We start from the raw sequence: 23,800 nt of genomic DNA on the forward strand, positions 1-23,800 counted from the left end.
GTTGTGGGCGGGGCTTTGAGCGGGGCCTCGGTGGCGAGGTCTTGAGCAGGGTTCCGGGGCGCGGGTGGCGTCCGGGTGCTCGGGTGCCGAGCGCGCCTGCGCGGCCGCTCTCGGCCCCCGGCCGACGTTCTCTTGCCCCCCTGTGCGGCCCCCTCCTACCTGATCACCGTCTCGAAGAACGCGTCGCCCGGCGGCTCGTCCAGTTCGCGCTGCATCCCGCCGCTCGGCGGCCGGGGTATGCGCGGCTCTCGCATACCGCCCCCGCCGTCCCCCTCACCGAAGTCAAACCAGACGTAGACCACGGAGTCCCGCGGCACCTCGGCGTCGGGCTGCGGGTACTGCCGTACGACGTAGTCGACGACGGCGAGATGGAAGTCGGGCCGGTCCGGCGAGTTGATGAACAGCCCGCGCGACTGGGCCGTCTCGCGCGCGTCCACAGCCATCAGGCCGACGAGCCGTGGCACGCGCACTTCGGGTGTTTTGGGTGTTAAGCGCACAGATGTCACCCCCAGCGGTACCGGAAGGGTAACCCCGGTCCGGCCCCGACCGGAAGCGTCAAGTTTCGTTCTGTAGCGGATAGTTACTCTGAGTTACAGTTCGAGCCGGTAGCAGTGGCCCGTCTCCTCGCGCGAGGGCGTGGTGAAGACCTCGGCGAGGTGCATGCCCAGCCGCTGGGTCACCGCGATGGACCGGGTGTTGCGGGCCAGGACCATCGCCACCACGCTCGGCACCCCGGCCGCCCGCACCCGCTCCAGTGTCATCTCCGCGGCCGCCGTGGCATACCCCTGGCCCCAGAACTCCCGCCCCAGCCGCCAGCCGATCTCGATCTCACCCTTCGGTCCCCAGTCCTGCGGCCAGGGCTGGGCGCCGGTGAAGCCGATCACCCGGTCCTCGGCGTCGAGCATCGTCCAGAAGCAGAAACCGCGCTCCGCGTCGTGCCGGCGCTGGCGGGCGGTGAGCTCCTCGTAGACGGACAGCTCCGCGGCTTTCCCGCCGTGGAACTCCATGACGTCCGGGTGGGCGAAGGCCCGGTGCCAGGCCACGGCGTCCTCATCGGTCGGGACACGCAGCCGTACTGTGGGGAGAGCTCGGTTCACGGGGCAGCCCTTCAGCCTGGTGATCAGTGGCGCTGAATAGACTGCCCATGTCCAGTGCCGGTCGGCACGCAGATTTCGAACTTGGGGAGATCCCGCCGTGACCGAGCCCCTCTCCGAAAACACCGCCGATGTGATCGTCGTCGGCGCGGGGCCAGCCGGCTCCGCCACCGCCTATCACCTCGCCAAGTCCGGACTCGACGTACTCCTGCTGGAGAAGACCGAGTTCCCGCGCGAGAAGGTGTGCGGCGACGGACTCACCCCGCGCGCCACCAAGCAGCTCGTGGCCATGGGCATCGACATCTCCGAGGAGGCCGGCTGGCTGCGCAACAAGGGCCTGCGCATCATCGGCGGAGGCGTCCGCCTCCAGCTGGACTGGCCGGAACTCGCCTCCTTCCCGGACTACGGCCTCGTCCGCAAGCGCGACGACTTCGACGAGCAGCTCGCCCACAACGCCCAGAAGGCCGGCGCCCGTCTCTACGAGCGCTGCAACGTCGGCGCCCCGATCGTCGACGAGCGCACCGGCCGGATCACCGGCGTGAACGCCAAACTCGGCGAGGAGAAACGCGAAGTCACCTTCCACGCGCCCCTGGTGGTCGCCGCCGACGGCAACTCCACCCGCCTCTCCCTCGCGATGGGCCTGCACCGCCGCGAGGACCGCCCGATGGGCGTGGCCGTGCGGACCTACTTCACCTCGCCCCGCCACGAGGACGACTACCTGGAGTCCTGGCTGGAACTGTGGGACCGCCGCGGCGCCGAGGACCGCCTGCTCCCCGGCTACGGCTGGATCTTCGGCATGGGCGACGGCACCTCGAACGTCGGCCTCGGTGTCCTCAACACCTCCGACTCCTTCAAGGAGTTGGACTGGCGCGAGGTTCTGAAGGCCTGGTGCGCGTCCATGCCCGAGGACTGGGGCTACACCCCCGAAAACATGACCGGCCCGATCCGCGGCGCCGCCCTCCCGATGGCCTTCAACCGTCAACCCCACTACACGAAGGGGTTGTTGTTGGTCGGCGACGCCGGCGGCCTGGTGAACCCCTTCAACGGCGAGGGCATCGCCTACGCCATGGAGTCCGGCCAGATCGCCGCCGACGTCATCGTCCAGGCACACGCCCGCCCGACCCCCGCGAGCCGTGAACTGGCCCTGCAGCGCTACCCGCAGGTCCTCAAGGACACCTACGGCGGCTACTACACGCTGGGCCGCGCCTTCGTGAAGCTCATCGGCAACCCGAAGGTCATGAAGATCGCGGCCCAGCGCGGCCTGACGCACCCCCTGCTGATGAAGTTCACCCTGAAGATGCTGGCCAACCTCACCGACCCCACAGGCGGCGACGCGATGGACCGCATCATCAACGGGCTGAGCAAGGTGGCGCCGAAGGCGTAGCGGTAGTTCCGGTCCTGGTGGTGATCAGGCAGTCAGGGCCTTCGTCTTGGCGGCCCGGCGGGCGAACACCTCGTCACGCCGGTCCGCCACCTGTCGCAGCGCCTCCTTGCGGTCCCGCTTGGAGAGCCGGTCCAGGTACACCTGGCCGTTGACGTGGTCGGTTTCGTGGGCGAGGCAGCGCGCGAAGTACCCCGTGCCCTCGATCACCAGCGGCTCGCCGTCCTTGTCGAGCCCGCGCACCACGGCCCGGTCCGGACGCGGTACGTCCATCATGGCGCCCGGCACCGACAGGCAGCCCTCGCCCTCGTCGAGCAGCCGGCGCCCGGACGGGTCGAGCGGGTCCAGCACCGGATTGATGATGTGTCCGACATGCCGGACACCGTTGTCGTCGGGGCAGTCGTACACGAACAGGCGCAGATCCACGCCCACTTGATTGGCCGCGAGGCCGGCCCCTTCGGCGACGTACATGGTGAGGAACATGTCGTCGATGAGCGCGGCGAGGTCGGGCCCGAACTCGGTCACGTCCCGGCTCGGTCGGTGCAGGACCTCTTCACCGACCTCGGTGACGCGTCGCACGGAACCGCGCCGGGCCTCGGGTGCGGGCCGGGGATAGGAGTCGACGGGACTGCCCTGGACGAAGACACGTGGCATGGCTTGCTCTCCTCATGTTTGGCGTCCGGCCGTCTGGTCAGCCGAACTTGAGAACCTTGAGAAGAGAGCCTTTCAGGCGAGCCGCGAACTCCGGTAGTGGGAACGCCCCGTGGGTCCGGGGCGACCGGAGGGTACGCCGAGGGACCGCTGCCCCCGAGCGGCAGCGGCCCCATGCTCACGGCGTCGTGCGCGGGTTCAGAGCACCCGCACCGCACCGGTCGGCATGTCGTACGACAGCGGCCTCTCCACGATGCCGGTGGAGGGGTTCTGCGCGCCGACGAACATGCCGTCGCCCACGTACACCGCCACGTGGTAAGCGCTGCCCGCGCTGCCCCAGTACAGGATGTCGCCGGCCTGAAGGTTGCTCAGGGACACCTGAGTTCCCGCGGTCGACTGGTCCTGGGAGACACGCGGCAGGCTGATGCCCACCTGCTTGAAGGCGGCTCCGACGAGTCCGGAGCAGTCGTACGCGCTGGGGCCGGTGGCGCCCAGGACGTAGGACTTGCCGATCTGGGCCTTCACGAAGGACACGACGGCGGCGGCCGACCCGGTGGCCGTCGACCCGCTCGTGCTGGTCGTGGAGGCGCTTGTGGACGTCGAAGCGGACAGGGTGGTCCGCTCGGAGCTGCGCGAGGCTGCCTGCGCCGCAGCGGCCTTGCGAGCGGCCTCCTGGGCCTTCTTCTTGGCCTCCGCCTTCTTCTTGGCGTCCGCGAGGTCCGCCTTCGCCTGCTTCGCGGCGTTTGCGGCGGCCGTGTCGCGCTCGGCCTGCAGCTGGTAGTTCGCTGCGGCCTGCTGCGTGGCCTCGGCGGACTGCGCGACCTGGGTGGCCAGGTCGGCCGTCAGGGTGGGCAGTTGCATGGTCTGTGTCGTCTCGGCGGCGTTGGCCGTGGCTGCACCCGCCGCCGCCATGCTGAGAACGCCACCGGCAACTCCGGCCCGCACGGCGATGTTCGTCGTCGCGCTGCGGCGGGGTTTCCGGTGGCTGCGTATGTGAGCGGTGTGGGACATGAGACCAACCGGTATCAGGGGCTCCTCCATACCTTCAAGAAACGTGTGCTGCGCCACAATTGTTCAACGGACCCCATCAACCCCGGGTGTGTCGTTCCTTATTGACGCCGTAACGGACATTGTGGACCCGGGTGATCAGGCATGTGATCACGGTCTTTCGTCGGTACGCCCGAATTGCCCGCTGCCTACCATCTGTTGGGACTGGTGGCCAAGCCCCGTTCTCATGCGCCTCTCATGAGTGTGGCGGAGGTCACGGAACGGTTACCGGAATGCGTGCGTCCTGCGTGGGTACCGCGGGCGGGTGACTTCGTGAACGTGTGCACGCGTCCACACCGTGCCGCGCGCATCCCTCTGATGTGTGAACGGGCCTGCACTATCAAGCCGCCCCGTCCAACTCCAATTTGCATGCAAGGGAAGCCTCTTGATATTGAGACGCCACCCTCGGGCTGCGATGACGAGCGGAAATGTCACCTCTGGTGACCGGTCGGGCGCTTCGCGTGCGAAGGTCGCCGCCCGCTCGGCGTGGAGATCCTTCGCCGGGTGGTGGAGATCACAAAGCTTGTGTAATACCCCGTGTCGCAGATCACAGAGCGCCGGGCATAAGATGCGGGGCAGTTGGGCTTGTGACCTGCTTCACATGTTCTCGATCTTCGTTGGGACGAACGGGGTTTGAGTGGCGCGTGAGCCGGAAGCGGACCCGATGCCATCGCCAGCAGTCAGTGCCGACTGAGAGGAGCGAGGAGCGGTGAACGCGTATGCGCCCATCCTCGTACTGGGAGCCCTCGGGGCAGGCTTTGCGATCTTCTCCGTGGTCATGGCCACGCTGATCGGTCCGAAGCGGTACAACCGGGCCAAGCTCGAAGCGTACGAGTGCGGCATCGAGCCGACCCCAACGCCGGCCGGCGGCGGGCGCTTCCCCATCAAGTACTACCTGACGGCGATGCTCTTCATCGTCTTCGACATCGAGATCGTCTTCCTCTACCCCTGGGCCGTCACCTTCGACGCCCTGGGTGTTTTCGGGCTCGTGGAGATGCTGCTCTTCGTGCTCACCGTCTTCGTCGCGTACGCGTACGTATGGCGGCGCGGCGGCCTGGAATGGGACTGAGGGGCCTTTAACTCATGGGACTCGAAGAAAAGCTGCCGAGCGGTTTCCTGCTGACCACCGTCGAGCAGGCCGCGGGCTGGGTACGCAAGGCGTCCGTCTTCCCGGCCACGTTCGGCCTCGCCTGCTGCGCCATCGAGATGATGACGACCGGCGCCGGACGGTACGACCTCGCGCGCTTCGGCATGGAGGTCTTCCGCGGATCACCCCGCCAGGCGGACCTGATGATCGTCGCGGGCCGGGTCAGCCAGAAGATGGCGCCGGTGCTGCGGCAGGTCTATGACCAGATGCCGAACCCCAAGTGGGTCATCTCCATGGGGGTCTGCGCGTCGTCGGGCGGCATGTTCAACAACTACGCGATCGTGCAGGGCGTCGACCACATCGTCCCGGTCGACATCTACCTCCCGGGCTGCCCGCCACGGCCCGAGATGCTGATGGACGCGATCCTCAAGCTCCACCAGAAGATCCAGTCCTCCAAGCTCGGCGTGAACGCCGAGGAGGCGGCCCGTGAGGCGGAGGAGGCGGCGCTCAAGGCACTGCCCACCATCGAGATGAAGGGCCTGCTGCGGTGAGCGACGCGAACGGCACCAACGGAGCCAACCCGGAGAAGGACCTGAGCGCCTCCAACCTCCCGGGGCAGCGAGGCGAGGGCGGTGAGGAGATCCGCGTCCAGCGCGGCATGTTCGGCGCCAGCAACGGCGGCGACACCTCCGGTTACGGCGGCCTGGTCCGCTCGGTCCGCCTGCCGGGCGAGGCGAGCCGGCCCTACGGCGGCTGGTTCGACGAGGTCGCCGACGAGCTGGAGGGCGCCCTGGAGGAACAGGGCCTGCTTCCCGGCAACGCGATCGAGAAGACGATCGTCGACCGCGACGAACTCACCTTCCACATCGAACGCGAGCACCTGGTCCGCGTCGCCCAGACCCTGCGCGACGACCCGGCCCTGCGCTTCGAACTCTGCACCGGCGTCAGCGCGGTCCACTACCTGCACGACAAGGGCCGCGAGCTGCACGCCGTCTACCACCTGCGCTCGATCACCCACAACCGGCTGATCCGCCTCGAAGTCAGCGCCCCGGACAGTGATCCGCACATCCCGTCCCTGGTCCCGGTCTATCCGACCAACGACTGGCACGAGCGCGAGACGTACGACTTCTTCGGCATCGTCTTCGACGGTCACCCGGCCCTGACGCGGATCATGATGCCGGACGACTGGCAGGGCCACCCGCAGCGCAAGGACTATCCCCTCGGCGGCATCGCCGTCGAGTACAAGGGCGCCCAGATCCCGGCTCCGGACCAGCGGAGGTCGTACTCGTGAGCACGCAGTCAGCATCCGCCTCCGCCGCTTCCGCGCGCGAGACCACCGAGGGGACCGTATATACGGTCACCGGTGGCGACTGGGACGAGGTCGTCCAGTCCGCGGCCAAGGCCGACGACGAGCGCATCGTCGTCAACATGGGGCCCCAGCACCCCTCCACACACGGTGTGCTCCGTCTGATCCTGGAGATCGACGGCGAGACGGTCACCGAGGCCCGCTGCGGCATCGGCTACCTGCACACCGGTATCGAGAAGAACCTCGAATACCGCACGTGGACGCAGGGCACCACGTTCGTGACGCGCATGGACTATCTGACGTCCTTCTTCAACGAGACCGCCTACTGTCTCGCCGTCGAGAAACTCCTCGGCGTCGAGGACCAGATCACCGAGCGGGCGAAGATCATCCGAGTGCTCCTGATGGAGCTGAACCGGCTGTCCTCCCACCTGGTGTGCATCGCCACCGGCGGCATGGAACTCGGCGCCACCACGATCATGATCTACGGATTCCGCGATCGTGAAATGATTCTCGACATCTACGAGCTCATCACGGGCCTGCGGATGAACCACGCGTACATCCGCCCCGGCGGACTCGCCCAGGACCTGCCGCCCGGCGCGGTGGACCAGATCCGCGAGTTCGTGAAGAAGATGAAGAAGAACCTCCCCGAGTACGACAAGCTCGCCACCGGGAACCCCATCTTCAAGGCCCGTATGCAGGACGTCGGTTACCTCGACCTGGCCGGCTGCATGGCCCTCGGCGCCACCGGGCCGATCCTGCGCTCCACCGGCCTGCCGCACGACCTGCGCAAGGCGCAGCCGTACTGCGACTACGAGACGTACGACTTCGACATCCCGACCGCCGACACCTGCGACTCCTACGGCCGCTTCCTCATCCGCCTGGAGGAGATGCGCCAGTCGCTCAGGATTGTCGAGCAGTGCCTGGACCGGCTGCAGCCCGGCCCGGTCATGGTCGCCGACAAGAAGATCGCCTGGCCCGCCCAACTCGCGCTCGGGCCGGATGGGTTGGGGAACTCGCTCGACCACATCAAGCAGATCATGGGCACCTCCATGGAAGCCCTGATCCACCACTTCAAGCTGGTGACCGAAGGCTTCCGCGTGCCGCCGGGACAGGCGTACGCGGCGGTCGAGTCGCCCAAGGGCGAACTCGGGGTGCACGCCGTGTCCGACGGAGGCACCCGCCCCTACCGGGTCCACTTCAGGGACCCGTCCTTCACCAACCTTCAGGCCATGGCGGCGATGTGCGAGGGCGGCCAGGTCGCCGACGTCATCGTCGCCGTCGCGTCCATCGACCCCGTGATGGGAGGCGTCGACCGGTGACCACCAGTTCTTCGGAGCAGGGCGTCAGTCTGGGCATGCCCCAACTGCCCGCGCCCGCCTACCCGGACGACGTCCGGGCCCGACTGGAGGAGGACGGGCGGGAGATCATCGCCCGCTACCCGGACTCCCGCTCGGCCCTCCTGCCATTGCTGCACCTGGTGCAGGCGGAGGAGGGGCATGTCACGCGCACAGGGCAGCAGTTCTGCGCGACCCTGCTGGACCTGACGACGGCCGAGGTCGCCGCCGTGGCGACCTTCTACTCCATGTACCGGCGCCGGCCGAGCGGTGACTACCAGGTCGGGGTCTGCACCAACACCCTGTGCGCGGTGATGGGCGGCGACGCGATCTTCGAGTCGCTCCAGGAGCACCTCGGCGTCGGCAACGGTGAGACCACCGACGACGGCAAGGTCACCCTGGAGCACATCGAGTGCAACGCGGCCTGCGACTTCGCGCCGGTGGTGATGGTCAACTGGGAGTTCTTCGACAACCAGACCCCGGCCAGCGCCCGCCGCCTCGTCGACGACCTGCGCGCGGGCGCTCCGGTGGAGCCCACGCGCGGGGCGCCGATGTGCACCTTCAAGGAGACCGCGCGGATCCTCGCCGGCTTCCCCGACGAGCGGCCCGGGGCCGTCGAGGCAAGCGGCGGTGCGGGACCCGCGTCGCTGGTGGGCCTCCGCCTGGCCAGGGGAGAGACCGCACCCGCGCGCGTGGTCCATCCGCGGGGCTCCTCCGCAGTGCCGCAGGACCAGTCGCCGACGACCGAGCACCTCAGTTCGCACGATGCGCCGCAGGACACGTCGGCCTCCGACCCCGCCCACCCGGCCGGGCCTGTCGCCGAGGAGGGGGAGTGATGACCTTGGCACCCGAACTGAAAGACCACAGCCCCGAGAAGCTGCTCGCACCCGTGCTGTCGGCCTTCTGGGACGAGGACGAGTCCTGGACCCTGGACACGTACCGAAGGCACGAGGGATACGAGGGGCTCCGCAAGGCGCTCGCCATGTCGCCGGACGACCTCATCGCGTATGTGAAGGACTCCGGTCTGCGCGGTCGTGGTGGCGCCGGCTTCCCCACCGGAATGAAATGGCAATTCATTCCCCAAGGGGATGGAAAACCACACTATCTAGTTGTCAACGCCGACGAGTCGGAGCCGGGAACCTGTAAGGACATCCCGCTCCTGTTCGCGAACCCGCATAGCCTCATCGAGGGCATTGTCATCGCGTGTTATGCCATCAGGTCGTCGCATGCCTTCATCTATCTGCGTGGTGAAGTCGTCCCCGTATTGCGGCGGTTGCACGAGGCCGTACGTGAGGCCTACGCGGCGGGCTACCTCGGCGAGAACATCCTGGGCAGCGGACTCGACCTCCAGCTCACCGTGCACGCGGGCGCCGGCGCGTACATCTGCGGTGAGGAGACCGCGCTGCTCGACTCGCTCGAAGGCCGCCGTGGTCAACCGCGGCTCCGTCCCCCTTTCCCTGCGGTCGCGGGCCTCTATGCGTGCCCGACTGTTGTGAATAACGTCGAGTCGATCGCGTCAGTTCCCGCCATTCTGCAAAAAGGCAAGGAATGGTTCAGGTCGATGGGCAGCGAGAAGTCCCCGGGCTTCACGCTCTACTCGCTCAGCGGCCATGTCACCAGTCCCGGTCAGTACGAGGCGCCGCTCGGCATCACACTCCGCCAACTGCTCGACATGAGCGGCGGCATGCGGGCCGGGCATCGCCTCAAGTTCTGGACGCCGGGCGGGTCTTCCACCCCGATGTTCACCGACGAGCATCTCGACGTCCCTCTTGATTACGAAGGAGTGGGTGCCGCGGGTTCCATGCTCGGCACCAAGGCTCTGCAATGTTTCGACGAGACGACCTGCGTCGTGCGTGCCGTCACCCGCTGGACCGAGTTCTACGCCCACGAGTCCTGCGGCAAGTGCACCCCGTGCCGTGAAGGGACGTACTGGCTCGTGCAGTTGCTGCGCGACATCGAGGCCGGCAAGGGCGTCATGTCCGACCTCGACAAGCTGAACGACATCGCCGACAACATCAACGGCAAGTCCTTCTGCGCCCTCGGCGACGGCGCCGCCTCGCCGATCTTCTCCTCGCTCAAGTACTTCCGCGAGGAGTACGAGCAGCACATCACGGGCCGGGGCTGCCCCTTCGACCCGGCCAAGTCCACGGCCTGGGCCGACCGCACGGAGGTGAACGCATGACGGTACAGCAGTCGACTAGCGGCTCCGCCGCGGGCTCACGCTCCTCCGGAGGGGGCGAAGCGGCGGTCCCGCCCGAGGATCTCGTGTCGCTGACCATCGACGGCGCCGAGATCAGCGTGCCCAAGGGCACTCTGGTCATCCGCGCCGCCGAGCAACTCGGCATCGAGATCCCCAGGTTCTGCGACCATCCCCTCCTCGACCCGGTCGGCGCCTGCCGCCAGTGCATCGTCGAGGTCGAGGGCCAGCGCAAACCGATGGCGTCCTGCACGATCACGTGCACCGACGGCATGGTCGTCAAGACCCAGCTCACCTCGCCCGTAGCGGAGAAGTCCCAGCACGGTGTGATGGAGCTGCTCCTCATCAACCACCCGCTGGACTGCCCGGTCTGCGACAAGGGCGGCGAGTGCCCGCTGCAGAACCAGGCGATGTCCCACGGCAACGCCGAGTCCCGCTTCGAGGGCAAGAAGCGGACCTACGAGAAGCCCGTCCCGATCTCCACCCAGGTCCTCCTGGACCGCGAACGGTGCGTGCTGTGCGCCCGCTGCACCCGCTTCTCCAACCAGATCGCGGGCGACCCGATGATCGAGATGGTCGAGCGGGGCGCGCTCCAGCAGATCGGCACCGGTGAGGGCGACCCCTTCGAGTCCTACTTCTCCGGGAACACCATCCAGATCTGCCCGGTGGGCGCGCTCACCTCGGCGGCGTACCGATTCCGCTCCCGCCCCTTCGACCTGGTCTCCACGCCCTCCGTGTGCGAGCACTGCTCCGGGGGCTGCGCGACCCGCACCGACCACCGGCGCGGCAAGGTCATGCGGCGCCTGGCCGCCGTGGACCCCGAGGTCAACGAGGAGTGGGTCTGCGACAAGGGGCGCTTCGGCTTCCGGTACGCGCAGCAGCGCGACCGGCTGCAGACGCCCCTGGTGCGCAACGCGGACGGCGTCCTGGAGCCCGCGTCCTGGCCGGAGGCCCTGGAGGCCGCCGCCCAGGGACTGTCGGCCGCGCGGGGCCGGACCGGTGTCCTGACCGGCGGCCGCCTCACCATCGAGGACGCCTACGCGTACAGCAAGTTCGCGCGCGTGGCGCTCGACACCAACGACATCGACTTCCGCGCGCGCGTGCACAGCAGCGAGGAGGCCGACTTCCTGGCCGCCCGGGTCGCCGGACGCGGCCGGGACCTCGACGGCGACGGCGTCACGTACACCTCCCTGGAGAAGGCGCCCGCCGTCCTGCTGGTCGGGTTCGAGTCCGAGGAGGAGGCGCCCGGCGTCTTCCTGCGGCTGCGCAAGGCCTCGCGCAAGCACGGGCAGCGGGTGTTCTCGCTCGCCACCTACGCCACGCGGGGACTGGAGAAGGCGGGCGGCATCCTGCTGCCGGCCGCTCCCGGCACCGAGACCGAGTGGCTGGACGCGCTCGCCAGCGGGTTCGGTCTGGAGGACGACGGCGCCCGCGCCTCCGAGGCGCTGCGCACCGAGGGTGCGGTGATCGTCGTCGGCGAGCGGCTGGCCGCCGTCGCCGGGGGCCTCACCGCCGCCGTACGGGCCGCGTTCGCGACCGGTGCCCGGCTGGTGTGGATTCCGCGCCGGGCCGGGGAACGGGGTGCGATCGAGGCGGGCGCGCTGCCGTCGCTGCTGCCGGGCGGGCGTCCGGCCACCGACCCACGCGCGCGTGAGGAGGTCGCCGTCGCCTGGGGCGTCGCCGAACTCCCGCACCGCTACGGCCGCGACGCCGGCCAGATCGTCGAGGCCGCCGCCGGTGGTGAACTCCGGGCGCTCCTCGTCGCCGGTGTGGAGCCGGGCGACCTGTCCGACCCGGCACGCGCGCGTGCGGCACTGCACGAAGTCGGCTTCCTGGTGTCGCTCGAACTGCGGCCCAGCGAGGTCACCGAACACGCGGATGTCGTCCTCCCGGTCGCGGCGGTCGCCGAGAAGGCGGGCGCCTTCCTCAACTGGGAGGGCCGGGTCCGTTTCTTCGACGCCGCGCTCAAGCCCGACCAGATGACCCGCACCCTCGCTCCCACCGACGCGCGCGTGCTGGACATGCTGGCCGACGCCATGGACGTACACCTGGGTCTGCCCGATCTGCGCACCACGCGCGCGGAGTTGGACCGGCTGGGTGCCTGGGACGGGCCGCGGGCCAGCGATCCGCTGGAGACCGCGGGTGTGCTGCCCCGGCCGGCCGCCGGGGAGGCCGTGCTGGCCGGACACCGGTTGCTGCTCGACCAGGGCGCGCTCCAGGAGGGCGACGAAGCGCTCGCCGGCACCCGGCACGCCGCCCACGCGCGCGTGTCGGCCGCCACGGCCGGCGAGGCGGGCGTCAAGGACGGCGACGCGCTCGCCGTGACCGGCACCTCCGGAACCGTCGAACTCCCGCTGCGGATCACCGAGATGCCCGACCGCGTGGTCTGGCTCCCGCTGAACTCCACCGGCGGGGGCGTCGCCTCCGACACCGGGGCGCTGCCCGGCGCACTCGTCCGCATCGGCCCGGCCACGCTCGCGGGCGAGGCCCCCAAGGAGGTGGAGGCATGAGTCCTTACGGCATGAGCCCGTACCTCGCCGCGGAAGACCTCTCGATGTTCGGCCGCGACCCCTGGTGGCTGGTCGTCGTCAAAGCGGTGTTCTGCTTCGCATTCCTGATGATCACCGTGCTGTTCTCGATCGTCTGGGAACGCAAGGTCGTCGCCTGGATGCAGCTGCGCATCGGACCCAACCGGCACGGCCCCTGGGGCATGCTCCAGTCGCTCGCCGACGGCGTGAAGCTGATGCTCAAGGAAGACCTGATCGTCAAGCGCGCGGACAAGCTGATCTACATCCTCGCGCCGATCATCGCGGCCATCCCGGCCTTCATGGCGATCGCGGTGATCCCCTTCGGGCCCGCCGACAACGAGGTCTCGATCTTCGGCCACCGCACCACGATGCAGCTCACCGACCTGCCGATCGCGATGCTCTACATCCTCGCGGTCGCCTCGGTCGGCATCTACGGCATCGTCCTTGCCGGCTGGAGCTCCGGCTCCACCTACCCGCTGCTCGGCGGTCTGCGCTCCTGCGCGCAGATGATCTCCTACGAGATCGCGATGGGCGCCGCGTTCGCCTCGGTGTTCCTCTACTCGGGGTCGATGTCGACCTCGACGATCGTTGAACAACAGCACGACCGCTGGTACATCATCCTGCTGCCGGTCTCCTTCATCATCTACATCATCACGATGGTCGGTGAGACCAACCGCGCCCCCTTCGACATGCCGGAGTCCGAGGGCGACCTGGTCGGCGGCTTCAACACCGAGTACTCGTCCATCAAGTTCGCGCTCTTCATGCTCGCCGAGTACGTGAACATGGTGACGGTCTCCGCGGTGTCGACCACGCTCTTCCTGGGCGGCTGGCGGGCCCCGTGGCCGATCAGCTCCTTCTGGGAGGGCGCGAACCACGGCTGGTGGCCGATGCTCTGGTTCGTCATCAAGGTCCAGCTGCTGCTGTTCTTCTTCATCTGGCTCCGCGGCACCCTCCCGCGCGTGCGCTACGACCAGTTGATGAAGCTCGGCTGGAAGGTCCTCATCCCGGTCTCCGTCGTCTGGCTGATGCTCGTCGCGACCGTGCGGACCCTGAAGAACGAGAACTACGACTTCGCCGACATCGCCCTCTACATCGGCGGCGGTGTGCTCGTCCTGCTGTTGCTGTCCTTCATCGCGGACATGTTCCGACAGAAGGCCAAGGACGACGCGCAACTGGCCGAGGAACCCGCCGGGTTCGACGCGATGGCGGGCGGATTCCCCGTACCGCCGCTGCCGGGACAGGAGTTGCCGCCGGTGCCCCGGCGCCCCTCGCGCCGCGAGCGGGAGTTGATTGTCAGTGGTGGGTCGGACACTGGCAGTGACGGATCTCTGGATGGAAAGGAGGCGTCCGATGGCTGAGGAGCCCAAGGAGACCACACCCGGTTTCCAGAACCCCGTGGCCGGCTTCGGCGTGACCTTCAAGGCCATGTTCAAGAAGCGGCTGACCGAGCAGTACCCGGAGCAGGAGAAGACCACAGCCCCCCGGTTCCATGGACGGCACCAGCTCAACCGCCATCCGGACGGCCTGGAGAAGTGCGTCGGCTGCGAGCTGTGCGCCTGGGCCTGCCCCGCCGACGCCATCTATGTGGAGGGCGCCGACAACACCGACGAGGAGCGCTACTCGCCGGGCGAGCGGTACGGCCGCGTCTACCAGATCAACTACGCCCGCTGCATCCTGTGCGGCCTGTGCATCGAGGCGTGCCCCACGCGCGCGTTGACGATGACCAACGAGTTCGAGCTGGCGGACACCAGCCGCGCCAACCTCATCTACACCAAGGAACAGCTGCTGGCGGGCCTCGACGACACCATGGTCGACACCCCGCACGCCATCTACCCGGGGATGGACGAACAGGACTACTACCGGGGCCTGGTGACGGAGGCCGCGCCCGGCACGGTGCCCCAGGTCGCCGTCTCCAAGGGCGAACTGCATCCATTGGCAAGCCCTTCGGGCGCGGCCGAGGAAGAGGGGGTGGAGGCATGAGCGCGCAGCTCGCCGCCGCCTACTCCACCTCCACCGGCGAGGCCTTCCAGTTCTGGGTCCTCGGCACGGTCGCGGTGATCGGCGCCCTGTCCACCATCCTTATGAAGAGGGCCGTGCACAGCGCCCTCTCCCTCGCCGGGACCATGATCATCCTGGCGGTGTTCTACCTCGCCAACGGCGCCTACTTCCTGGGCGTCGTACAGATCGTCGTCTACACCGGCGCGATCATGATGCTGTTCCTCTTCGTGGTGATGCTGGTCGGCGTCACGGCCGCCGACTCCCTGACGGAGACCATCAAGGGCCAGCGCTGGCTGGCCCTTCTCTGCGGGCTCGGCTTCGGCATCCTGCTGGTCGCGGGCATCGGCAACGCCTCGCTCAACCAGTTCGACGGCCTGAGCACGGCCAACGCGAACGGCAACGTACAGGGCCTGGCCGCCCTCATCTTCACCAAGTACGTGTTCGCCTTCGAAATCACCGGCGCCCTGCTGATCACGGCAGCCGTCGGCGCCATGGTGCTCACGCACCGCGAGCGCACCGAGCGGCCCAAGACCCAGCGCGAGCTGTCCGAGCAGCGCGTCCGCGAGGGCAAGCACGTCCCGCCGCTCCCCGCCCCCGGCGTCTACGCCCGGCACAACGCGGTGGACATCGCGGGCCTGCTGCCCGACGGCACCCCGTCCGAGCTCACGGTCAGCAAGACGCTCCGTGACCGCGGCCAGATCCGCGACGTGTCCAGCGAGGCGCTCAACGACCTGCGGGCCCTGGAGCAGCGCGCCGAGGAGCGCCTGGAGCGCACCGGGATCGAGTCGGCGAACCTCAAGCGGACCGAGGAGGCGTCGAAGTGAACCCCGTCAACTACCTCTATCTCTCCGCCCTGTTGTTCACGATCGGCGCCACCGGGGTGCTGATCAGGCGGAACGCGATCGTCGTGTTCATGTGCATCGAGCTGATGCTCAACGCCTGCAATCTCGCGTTCGTCACCTTCTCCCGGATGCACGGCAACCTCGACGGTCAGGTCATCGCCTTCTTCACGATGGTCGTCGCCGCCGCGGAGGTCGTGGTCGGGCTCGCGATCATCGTGTCGCTGTTCCGTTCCCGCCACTCGGCCTCGGTCGACGACGCCAGCCTGATGAAGCTCTGAGGGGTCGCTGAATCGTGGAGAACCTGATTGCGCTGCTGGTAGCGGCGCCTCTGCTCGGAGCGGTCGTCCTGCTGTGCGGCGGCCGGCGGCTCGATGCCGTCGGCCACTGGATCGGCACGATCCTCTCGTCCGCCTCCTTCGTGATCGGTGTCGTCCTCTTCACCGACCTGCTGGGGAAGAACGCCGAGCACCGGACGCTCATGCAGCACCTGTGGACCTGGGTCCCCGTCGAGGGCTTCCAGGCGGACGTCACCTTCCGCCTCGACCAGCTGTCGATGACCTTCGTCCTGCTGATCACCGGTGTCGGCTCGCTCATTCACCTGTACTCGGTCGGGTACATGGAGCACGACGAGCGCCGGCGCCGCTTCTTCGGCTATCTGAACCTGTTCCTCGCGGCGATGCTGATCCTCGTCCTCGCCGACAACTACCTGCTCCTGTACGTCGGTTGGGAAGGCGTCGGTCTCGCCTCCTACCTGCTGATCGGCTTCTGGCAGCACAAGCCCAGCGCGGCGACCGCCGCGAAGAAGGCCTTCCTGGTCAACCGGGTCGGCGACATGGGCCTGTCGATCGCCATCATGCTGATGTTCACGACGTTCGGGACCTTCGCCTTCGGCCCGGTCCTCAGCCACGTCGGTGACGCCTCCGAGGGCAAGCTCACGGGCATCGCCCTGATGCTGCTGCTCGCCGCCTGCGGCAAGTCCGCCCAGGTGCCGCTGCAGTCCTGGCTCGGCGACGCGATGGAGGGCCCGACCCCGGTCTCGGCCCTCATCCACGCGGCGACCATGGTGACCGCGGGCGTGTACCTGATCGTCCGCTCCGGAGCGATCTTCAACGCGGCGCCGGACGCACAACTCGTCGTGACCGTCGTCGGTGCCGTCACGCTTCTCTTCGGTGCGATCGTCGGTTGCGCGAAGGACGACATCAAGAAGGCACTCGCCGGCTCGACCATGTCGCAGATCGGCTACATGGTCCTCGCCGCGGGCCTCGGCCCCATCGGCTACGTCTTCGCGATCATGCACCTGGTGACGCACGGCTTCTTCAAGGCCGGGCTGTTCCTCGGCGCCGGTTCGGTCATGCACGGCATGAACGACGAGGTCGACATGAGGAAGTACGGCGGCCTCAGGAAGTACATGCCGGTCACCTTCATCACCTTCGGCCTCGGCTACCTCGCCATCATCGGCTTCCCTGGCCTGTCCGGCTTCTTCTCCAAGGACAAGATCATCGAGGCGGCCTTCGCGAAGGGCGGCGCCGAGGGCTGGATCCTCGGCGGCGCGGCCCTGCTGGGCGCGGCCATCACGGCGTACTACATGACGCGCGTGATGCTGATGACCTTCTTCGGCGAGAAGCGCTGGCAGCCCGACGAGAACGGCAACGAGCCGCACCCGCACGAGTCCCCGAAGACGATGACGATCCCGATGATCGTGCTGGCCTTCGGATCGGTCTTCGCCGGCGGCATCTTCGGCGTCGGCGACCGCTTCCTGCACTGGCTGGAGCCCATCACCGGCCACGAGGAGGGCAACTCCCCGGTCAGCGCCCTGACGGTCACCCTGGCCACCATGGTGGTGCTCGTCATCGGCGTCGCGATCGCCTGGGCGCAGTACGGCCGCCAATCCGTGCCGGCCGTCGCCCCGCGCGGGTCGCTGCTCACCCGGGCCGCCCGCCGCGACCTCCTCCAGGACGACTTCAACCACGTCGTCCTGGTGCGCGGCGGCGAGCACCTCACCCGCTCCCTGGTCTACGTCGACCACACGCTGGTCGACGGCGTCGTCAACGGCACGGCGGCCTCCATGGGCGGCCTCTCCGGAAGGCTGCGCAAGCTGCAGAACGGCTATGCGCGGTCGTACGCGGTCTCGATGTTCGGCGGTGCGGCCATCCTCGTCGCCGCGACCCTGCTGATGAGGGCGGTCTGATACCGATGTCCTTTCCCCTCCTGACAGCGACGGCGGTGCTCCCGGCCCTCGGGGCGGTGGCCACGGCCGCCGTCCCGGCCGCCCGGCGCACCGCCGCGAAATGGCTGGCGCTGCTGGTCTCGCTGGCGACGCTCGCGCTGGCCATCACGATCCTCGTGCGCTTCGACCCGGGCGGCGACCGCTACCAACTCACCGAGTCCCACGCCTGGATCGCCGACTTCGGAGTCCGCTACGAGCTGGGCGTGGACGGCATCGCGGTCGCGCTCCTCGCGCTCACCGCCCTGCTGATCCCGTTCGTGATCCTGGCCGGCTGGCACGACGCCGACCCCCTGGAGACGGGCAACAAGCGCTGGCGGCCCACCCAGGGCTTCTTCGCTCTCATCCTTGCGGTGGAGGCGATGGTGATCATCTCCTTCGAGGCCACCGACGTCTTCCTCTTCTACATCTTCTTCGAAGCCATGCTGATCCCGATGTACTTCCTCATCGGCGGCTTCGGGGACAGCGCCCACGAGCACGGCGACGAGGCGGCGGCGACCCAACGGTCGTACGCGGCGGTCAAGTTCCTGCTCTACAACCTGGTCGGCGGGCTCATCATGCTGGCGGCCGTGATCGGCCTCTACGTAGTGGCCGGGAACTTCTCGCTCGCGGACATCGCGCAGGCGCGGGCCGACGGTTCGCTGCACATGGCGACCAACACCGAACGCTGGCTGTTCCTTGGCTTCTTCTTCGCCTTCGCGGTGAAGGCCCCCCTGTGGCCGCTGCACACCTGGCTGCCCAACGCGATGGGCGAGGCGACGGCGCCGGTCGCCGTACTGATCACGGCAGTTGTCGACAAGGTCGGCACGTTCGCGATGCTCCGCTTCTGCCTCCAGCTGTTCCCGAACGCGAGCAAGTGGGCGACGCCCGTGATCCTCGTCCTCGCCGTGATCAGCATCATCTACGGTGCGCTGCTCGCGGTCGGGCAGCGGGACATCAAGCGGCTGGTGGCGTACGCGTCGATCTCGCACTTCGGGTTCATCGTGCTGGGCATCTTCGCGATGACCAGCCAGGGCCAGTCCGGCGCGACGCTCTACATGGTCAACCACGGTATTTCCACGGCCGCGTTGATGCTGGTCGCCGGGTTCCTGATCTCGCGGCGCGGCTCGCGTCTGATCGCCGACTACGGAGGGGTGCAGAAAGTCGCCCCGGTGCTCGCGGGCACCTTCCTGATCGGCGGATTGGCCACGCTGTCGCTGCCGGGACTCGCGCCCTTCGTGAGTGAGTTCCTGGTCCTGGTCGGCACGTTCTCGCGCTACCCGGCGATCGGGATCATCGCGACCTTCGGCATCGTCCTCGCCGCGCTGTACACCCTGGTCCTCTACCAGAGGACGATGACGGGCCCGGTGAAGCCCGAGGTCGCCTCGATGCCGGACCTGCGCGCGCGTGAACTCGTCGTCGTCGCCCCGCTGATCGTGCTGCTGGTCTTCCTGGGCGTCTACCCGAAGCCCGTCACGGACATCGTGAACCCGTCGGTCAAGCAGACCTTGTCCGACGTGCACAAGAAGGATCCCAAGCCCTCGGTGGAGGCGGCCAAGTGAGCGCAACAGCCGTCCACAGCCTGTGGACAACGGCGGCAACCGCGGCCGACCCGATCTCGAAGATCGACGCGCCGAAGATCGAGTACGGGCAATTGTCGCCCACCTTGATCATCCTCGGTGCGGCCCTCATCGGGGTCCTGGTCGAGGCGTTCGTCCCGCGCAAGTCCCGTTACTACGCCCAGGTGTTCGTGTCCGCCGTAGCGCTCTGTGCCGCCTTCGCGGCGGTCGTGGCGCTCGCGGCGGACGGCTACGGCACCACCAAGGCGCACATCGCGGCGATGGGCGCGATCGCGGTCGACGGACCGGCCCTGTTCCTCCAGGGTGTGATCCTGCTGTCCGGACTGGTCGGCCTGTTCACCTTCGCGGAACGGCGACTCGACCCCGAGGCGCACGGCAACCGCGTCGACTCCTTCGCGGCGCAGGCCGCCTCCGTCCCGGGCAGCGACAGCGAGAAGGCCGCGGTCAAGGCCGGGTTCACCACCACGGAGGTGTTCCCGCTCCTGCTCTTCGCGGTCGCCGGCATGCTCGTCTTCCCGTCGGCCAACGACCTGCTGACCCTGTTCGTGGCTCTGGAAGTCTTCTCGCTCCCGCTCTACCTCCTGTGCGCCCTGGCCCGCCGCAAGCGGCTCCTGTCGCAGGAGGCCGCGGTCAAGTACTTCCTCCTCGGCGCCTTCGCCTCCGCGTTCACCCTGTTCGGCATCGCGCTGCTCTACGGCTACGCGGGCTCGATGTCGTACGCCACGATCTCCCAGGTCGTCGACGGCTCCATCACCAACATCAACCCGGCCCTCGCCGACACCATGGGCAACGACGCGCTGCTGCTCATCGGCGGCGCGATGATCGTCATGGGGCTGCTCTTCAAGGTGGGCGCGGTGCCGTTCCACATGTGGACGCCCGACGTCTACCAGGGCGCGCCGACGCCGGTCACCGGCTTCATGGCCGCCGCGACCAAGGTGGCCGCCTTCGGAGCGCTGCTCCGGCTGCTCTACGTCGTGCTGCCGGGCCTGCGCTGGGACTGGCGGCCCGTCATGTGGGGCGTGGCCATCATCACGATGCTGGGCGGTGCGATCGTCGCGATCACCCAGACCGACATCAAGCGGCTGCTGGCGTACTCGTCGATCGCGCACGCGGGCTTCATCCTCGCGGGTGTCATCGCGACCACCCGGGACGGCGTCTCGTCCGTGCTCTTCTACCTGGGCGCCTACTCGTTCGTGACGATCGGCGCGTTCGCGGTCGTCACCCTCGTCCGGGACGCGGGCGGCGAGGCGACGCACCTGTCGAAGTGGGCGGGGCTGGGGCGGAGGTCGCCGCTGGTCGCGGCCGTGTTCGCGGTGTTCCTGCTGTCCTTCGCGGGCATTCCGCTGACGGCCGGCTTCGCCGGGAAGTTCGCCGTGTTCAAGGCGGCGGCGGCCGGCGGCGCGGCACCGCTGGTCGTGGTCGGTGTGCTCTCCTCCGCCATCGCGGCGTTCTTCTACATCCGCGTGATCGTGCTCATGTTCTTCAGCGAGCCGAGGCCCGACGGCCCCACCGTCGCGGTCCCGTCCCCGCTGACCATGGCGACGATCGGGGTGGCCGTGGCGGCGACGCTCGTCCTCGGTGTGGCCCCGCAGTACTTCCTGGACCTGGCGAACCAGGCGGGAGTCTTTGTCCGCTGAGGGCAGGCCGAAGGCCCCGGTTCCCTACGAGGGAGCCGGGGCCTTCGGCTGTGTGAGGTCAGGCCTTCGGGCAGACGACCTCGGGGTTCCAGGGTGCGAACAGGCCCTTGGTGTTGGGCTTGTAGATCCAGGCGTGGAGGGTGAAGTAGCCGGGGACCTGGTCCTTCTGGAAGGTCTGCCCGAACAGCGTCGGCGCGGTCGTCTGGCCCGTGTCCTTCACCATCCACTCCACCGCGACCAGCCGGCGCCCTTCGACGAAGTCGGACCCGTCCGCGTACAGCAGGGCCGCCGGTTTCGCCGGATCGACTGAATCGATGTTCGCCGGGTTGATGTAGTGGTAGCCCATGCCGCCCTCGGGCGGGTTGTCGACGCAGTCGTCGGAGCGTAGGTATCCGGCGCTCGGGACAACCGCGAACGCCTCGTACCCATACTTCGCCGTGGCCTGGTACGTCTTGCTCAGCGTGGTCCACACGGACGGGTCGGGGTCGGACGCGGCCTGGGCCGGGGCGGCGGTCAGCGCGAAGGCCGCGGCCGTCGCCACCGCGACGGCGGCCTTGACGACACCCTGCAGGGACCGAGGGGACATGGTGGGGCTCCTTGGCTTCGGGAGGCGTCCGCACGCACGGCGCGCCGTCCGTTCGGGGCGTGGCGGGCCTCCGCGGTCCCGCCCGAGCAGCATGTTCCGGCGGTGGCGCTCGCGCCATGTGACGGACGCCATTCGAATGACCACACCCGGTCACGGTCGCCAGCCTGTGGATAACTCCGACGGTGTCAGCGCGGAGCCCTATCGTGGACGCAGTGGTCGAGGGACGACGTACGGGGGACGAGCGATGCACGGGATGGGCGGGACGGTTGTGACGACCGAAGTACGGACGCCGGCGGCACAGGGCGAGAGCGAGGCACTGGCCACGCTCCACCGCGTCTTCGGCTACGACAGCTTCCGCGGCGAGCAGGAAGAGGTCATCGAGCATGTGGTGGCGGGCGGCGACGCCGTCGTCCTCATGCCGACCGGCGGCGGCAAGTCGTTGTGCTACCAGATCCCGTCCCTGGTCAGACCCGGTACGGGAGTGGTCGTCTCCCCGCTGATCGCGCTGATGCAGGACCAGGTGGACGCGCTGCGGGCGCTCGGGGTGCGCGCCGGGTTCATGAACTCGACGCAGGACTTCGACGAGCGGCGCGTGGTCGAGGCGGAGTTCCTGGCGGGCGAGCTGGACCTGATCTATCTCGCGCCGGAGCGGCTGCGGCTCGACAACACGCTGGACCTGCTGTCGCGCGGCAAGATCTCGGTGTTCGCGATCGACGAGGCGCACTGTGTGTCGTCCTGGGGCCACGATTTCCGCCCGGACTATCTGTCCCTCTCGGTGCTCGGCGAGCGCTGGCCCGACGTCCCGCGGATCGCGCTCACGGCGACGGCCACGGACGCGACGCACAAGGAGATCACCCAGCGGCTCAACATGCCGAGTGCGCGGCACTTCGTGGCGAGCTTCGACCGGCCCAACATCCAGTACCGGATCGTGCCGAAGGCCGACCCCAAGAAGCAGCTGCTGAGCTTCCTGCGCGAGGAGCACGCGGGCGACGCGGGCATCGTGTACTGCCTGTCGCGCAAGTCCGTCGACACGACCGCCGAGTTCCTGTCGCGCAACGGCATCGAGGCCGTGCCGTACCACGCGGGCCTGGACTCGGGCACCCGCGCGGCACACCAGTCCCGGTTCCTGCGCGAGGACGGCCTGATCGTCGTCGCGACCATCGCCTTCGGCATGGGCATCGACAAGCCGGACGTACGGTTCGTCGCCCACCTCGACCTGCCCAAGTCCGTCGAGGGCTACTACCAGGAGACGGGTCGTGCCGGGCGCGACGGCATGCCCTCCACGGCGTGGATGGCGTACGGCCTGAACGACGTCATACAACAGCGCAAGATGATCCAGTCCAGCGAGGGCGACGAGGCGTTCCGCCGGCGGGCCGCCTCCCACCTGGAGGCCATGCTCGCGCTGTGCGAGACCGCGCAGTGCCGACGCGGCCAACTGCTCGCCTACTTCGGGCAGGACCCGGACGCGGCGGGCTGCGGCAACTGCGACACCTGCCTCACCCCGCCCGAGACCTGGGACGGCACGGTCGCCGCGCAGAAGGTGCTGTCCACGGTGGTGCGGCTGCAGCGGGAGCGGGGCCAGAAGTTCGGTGCCCTGCAGATCGTCGACATCCTCCTGGGGCGCCGGTCGGCCAAGGTGATCCAGTTCGACCACGACCAGCTGTCCGTGTTCGGCATCGGCCAGGACCTGGCCGAGGGTGAATGGCGGGGCGTCGTACGGCAGTTGCTGGCGCAGGGGCTGCTCGCGGTCGAGGGGGAGTACGGCACGCTGGTACTCACCGAGGCGAGCGGCACGGTGCTGCGGCGCGAGCGCGAGGTACCGCTGCGCAAGGAACCGAAGAAGCCGGCCGGCTCCTCGCGGTCCGGGTCCTCGTCCTCGGGCCGGGGCGAGCGCAAGGCCAAGGCCGCGGCGGTGGAGCTACCCGAGTCGCTGCAACCGGCCTTCGAGGCCCTGCGCGCCTGGCGTGCGGAGCAGGCTCGTGAGCAGGGGGTTCCGGCGTACGTCATCTTCCACGACGCCACGCTGCGGGAGATCGCGACGGTCTGGCCGACGTCGGTGGGGCAGCTCGGCGAGATCAGCGGCGTCGGCGAGAAGAAGCTGGCGACGTACGGGGAGGGCGTGATCGGGGTGCTGGCTTCGCTGGGTGAGGCCCCAGCAGCAATGCCTCCGGCTGCGGTGCAAGTGCCGGCACCGGTGCAGGCACAGGCACAGGCATCGGCACCCGCGTCGGGGCGGGCGGCGAAGGATGTCGACCCCGGGGCGGATTACTGGCCGGAGATGGATGCGGAGCCGGAGCCCGAGGACTGGATGTAGGGGCTGGGACCGGGG

Annotated in this window: 21 protein-coding genes; 16 read left to right on the plus strand and 5 right to left on the minus strand. The window is 68.6% G+C overall.

Annotated elements, in window-relative coordinates:
• Positions 1-155: 155 nt before the first annotated feature.
• Entirely contained in the window at positions 156-470 is a 315-nt protein-coding gene (locus AC31A1_RS19515) for a PASTA domain-containing protein (RefSeq protein WP_405842980.1), read from the minus strand.
• Positions 471-590: 120 nt separating this feature from the next.
• The gene (locus AC31A1_RS19520) at positions 591-1,097 is read right to left on the minus strand and encodes a GNAT family N-acetyltransferase (protein ID WP_489654525.1); all 507 of its coding nucleotides are present in this window, start codon (positions 1,095-1,097) and stop codon (positions 591-593) included.
• A 97-nt stretch (positions 1,098-1,194) separates the two neighbouring features.
• On the opposite strand from AC31A1_RS19520, the gene AC31A1_RS19525 reads away from it, so the two are divergent.
• Positions 1,195-2,478, plus strand: coding sequence for a geranylgeranyl reductase family protein (locus AC31A1_RS19525; protein ID WP_019061216.1), 1,284 nt, complete (start codon positions 1,195-1,197; stop codon positions 2,476-2,478).
• Between the two features lie 24 nt (positions 2,479-2,502).
• Here AC31A1_RS19525 and def read toward each other — a convergent pair whose 3' ends face one another.
• Positions 2,503-3,129, minus strand: coding sequence for a peptide deformylase (gene def, locus AC31A1_RS19530; RefSeq protein ID WP_489654526.1), 627 nt, complete (start codon positions 3,127-3,129; stop codon positions 2,503-2,505).
• A 195-nt stretch (positions 3,130-3,324) separates the two neighbouring features.
• The gene (locus AC31A1_RS19535) at positions 3,325-4,137 is read right to left on the minus strand and encodes a C40 family peptidase (RefSeq protein ID WP_489654527.1); all 813 of its coding nucleotides are present in this window, start codon (positions 4,135-4,137) and stop codon (positions 3,325-3,327) included.
• A gap of 745 nt (positions 4,138-4,882) precedes the next feature.
• Here AC31A1_RS19535 and AC31A1_RS19540 point away from each other — a divergent pair.
• Genes AC31A1_RS19540 through nuoN form a run of 14 tightly spaced genes read left to right on the plus strand, consistent with a single transcriptional unit; the run spans position 4,883 to position 20,885 of the window.
• Positions 4,883-5,242: an NADH-quinone oxidoreductase subunit A gene (locus AC31A1_RS19540; protein ID WP_007383963.1), complete on the plus strand. Its 360-nt coding sequence runs from the start codon at positions 4,883-4,885 to the stop codon at positions 5,240-5,242.
• A gap of 14 nt (positions 5,243-5,256) precedes the next feature.
• Positions 5,257-5,811 carry a NuoB/complex I 20 kDa subunit family protein gene (locus tag AC31A1_RS19545; RefSeq protein ID WP_007383964.1) on the plus strand — a complete coding sequence of 185 codons (555 nt, stop codon included), beginning with the start codon at positions 5,257-5,259 and terminating at the stop codon, positions 5,809-5,811.
• Positions 5,808-6,551: an NADH-quinone oxidoreductase subunit C gene (locus tag AC31A1_RS19550; protein WP_489654528.1), complete on the plus strand. Its 744-nt coding sequence runs from the start codon at positions 5,808-5,810 to the stop codon at positions 6,549-6,551. The genes AC31A1_RS19545 and AC31A1_RS19550 overlap by 4 nt, the downstream gene beginning before the upstream one ends.
• On the plus strand, positions 6,548-7,885 hold the full coding sequence (locus AC31A1_RS19555; RefSeq protein ID WP_405973530.1) for an NADH-quinone oxidoreductase subunit D: 1,338 nt from the start codon (positions 6,548-6,550) through the stop codon (positions 7,883-7,885). Before AC31A1_RS19550 ends, AC31A1_RS19555 begins: the two co-directional genes overlap by 4 nt.
• Positions 7,882-8,736 carry an NADH-quinone oxidoreductase subunit NuoE gene (nuoE, locus tag AC31A1_RS19560; protein WP_489654529.1) on the plus strand — a complete coding sequence of 285 codons (855 nt, stop codon included), beginning with the start codon at positions 7,882-7,884 and terminating at the stop codon, positions 8,734-8,736. Before AC31A1_RS19555 ends, nuoE begins: the two co-directional genes overlap by 4 nt.
• A complete protein-coding gene (gene nuoF, locus AC31A1_RS19565) occupies positions 8,736-10,082 on the plus strand; it encodes an NADH-quinone oxidoreductase subunit NuoF (protein WP_489654530.1) in 1,347 nt (448 codons plus the stop codon). Before nuoE ends, nuoF begins: the two co-directional genes overlap by 1 nt.
• On the plus strand, positions 10,079-12,607 hold the full coding sequence (locus AC31A1_RS19570; protein WP_489654531.1) for an NADH-quinone oxidoreductase subunit G: 2,529 nt from the start codon (positions 10,079-10,081) through the stop codon (positions 12,605-12,607). Before nuoF ends, AC31A1_RS19570 begins: the two co-directional genes overlap by 4 nt.
• A gap of 11 nt (positions 12,608-12,618) precedes the next feature.
• Positions 12,619-13,983, plus strand: coding sequence for an NADH-quinone oxidoreductase subunit NuoH (nuoH, locus tag AC31A1_RS19575; protein WP_489654538.1), 1,365 nt, complete (start codon positions 12,619-12,621; stop codon positions 13,981-13,983).
• Entirely contained in the window at positions 13,976-14,605 is a 630-nt protein-coding gene (gene nuoI, locus AC31A1_RS19580) for an NADH-quinone oxidoreductase subunit NuoI (protein WP_489654532.1), read from the plus strand. The genes nuoH and nuoI overlap by 8 nt, the downstream gene beginning before the upstream one ends.
• A complete protein-coding gene (locus tag AC31A1_RS19585) occupies positions 14,602-15,447 on the plus strand; it encodes an NADH-quinone oxidoreductase subunit J (RefSeq protein ID WP_489654533.1) in 846 nt (281 codons plus the stop codon). Before nuoI ends, AC31A1_RS19585 begins: the two co-directional genes overlap by 4 nt.
• A complete protein-coding gene (nuoK, locus tag AC31A1_RS19590; protein ID WP_016437642.1) occupies positions 15,444-15,743 on the plus strand; it encodes an NADH-quinone oxidoreductase subunit NuoK in 300 nt (99 codons plus the stop codon). The genes AC31A1_RS19585 and nuoK overlap by 4 nt, the downstream gene beginning before the upstream one ends.
• A 14-nt stretch (positions 15,744-15,757) precedes the next feature.
• Entirely contained in the window at positions 15,758-17,653 is a 1,896-nt protein-coding gene (gene nuoL / locus AC31A1_RS19595; RefSeq protein WP_489654534.1) for an NADH-quinone oxidoreductase subunit L, read from the plus strand.
• A gap of 5 nt (positions 17,654-17,658) precedes the next feature.
• Entirely contained in the window at positions 17,659-19,230 is a 1,572-nt protein-coding gene (locus AC31A1_RS19600) for an NADH-quinone oxidoreductase subunit M (protein WP_489654535.1), read from the plus strand.
• Complete coding sequence (gene nuoN, locus AC31A1_RS19605) at positions 19,227-20,885, plus strand: NADH-quinone oxidoreductase subunit NuoN (RefSeq protein WP_393764158.1); 1,659 nt, start codon at positions 19,227-19,229, stop codon at positions 20,883-20,885. Before AC31A1_RS19600 ends, nuoN begins: the two co-directional genes overlap by 4 nt.
• Before the next feature lie 58 nt (positions 20,886-20,943).
• Here nuoN and AC31A1_RS19610 read toward each other — a convergent pair whose 3' ends face one another.
• The gene (locus AC31A1_RS19610) at positions 20,944-21,471 is read right to left on the minus strand and encodes a hypothetical protein (RefSeq protein ID WP_489654536.1); all 528 of its coding nucleotides are present in this window, start codon (positions 21,469-21,471) and stop codon (positions 20,944-20,946) included.
• A 253-nt stretch (positions 21,472-21,724) separates the two neighbouring features.
• Between AC31A1_RS19610 and recQ the strand changes: the two genes are divergently transcribed.
• Positions 21,725-23,785, plus strand: coding sequence for a DNA helicase RecQ (gene recQ / locus AC31A1_RS19615; protein ID WP_489654537.1), 2,061 nt, complete (start codon positions 21,725-21,727; stop codon positions 23,783-23,785).
• Positions 23,786-23,800 lie beyond the last annotated feature (15 nt).

This window comes from Streptomyces sp. P5F9 (assembly GCF_057961495.1).

Excerpts from the sequence above, each read along its gene's own strand:
- AC31A1_RS19600 (WP_489654535.1), top strand. The coding sequence starts at position 17,659 with ATGTCCTTTCCCCTCCTGACAGCGACGGCGGTGCTCCCGGCCCTCGGG.
- AC31A1_RS19610 (WP_489654536.1), bottom strand. The coding sequence starts at position 21,471 with ATGTCCCCTCGGTCCCTGCAGGGTGTCGTCAAGGCCGCCGTCGCGGTG.
- AC31A1_RS19570 (WP_489654531.1), top strand. The coding sequence starts at position 10,079 with ATGACGGTACAGCAGTCGACTAGCGGCTCCGCCGCGGGCTCACGCTCC.
- nuoH (WP_489654538.1), top strand. The coding sequence starts at position 12,619 with ATGAGCCCGTACCTCGCCGCGGAAGACCTCTCGATGTTCGGCCGCGAC.
- AC31A1_RS19535 (WP_489654527.1), bottom strand. The coding sequence starts at position 4,137 with ATGTCCCACACCGCTCACATACGCAGCCACCGGAAACCCCGCCGCAGC.
- AC31A1_RS19545 (WP_007383964.1), top strand. The coding sequence starts at position 5,257 with ATGGGACTCGAAGAAAAGCTGCCGAGCGGTTTCCTGCTGACCACCGTC.
- nuoF (WP_489654530.1), top strand. The coding sequence starts at position 8,736 with ATGACCTTGGCACCCGAACTGAAAGACCACAGCCCCGAGAAGCTGCTC.
- AC31A1_RS19585 (WP_489654533.1), top strand. The coding sequence starts at position 14,602 with ATGAGCGCGCAGCTCGCCGCCGCCTACTCCACCTCCACCGGCGAGGCC.
- nuoI (WP_489654532.1), top strand. The coding sequence starts at position 13,976 with ATGGCTGAGGAGCCCAAGGAGACCACACCCGGTTTCCAGAACCCCGTG.
- recQ (WP_489654537.1), top strand. The coding sequence starts at position 21,725 with ATGGGCGGGACGGTTGTGACGACCGAAGTACGGACGCCGGCGGCACAG.
- def (WP_489654526.1), bottom strand. The coding sequence starts at position 3,129 with ATGCCACGTGTCTTCGTCCAGGGCAGTCCCGTCGACTCCTATCCCCGG.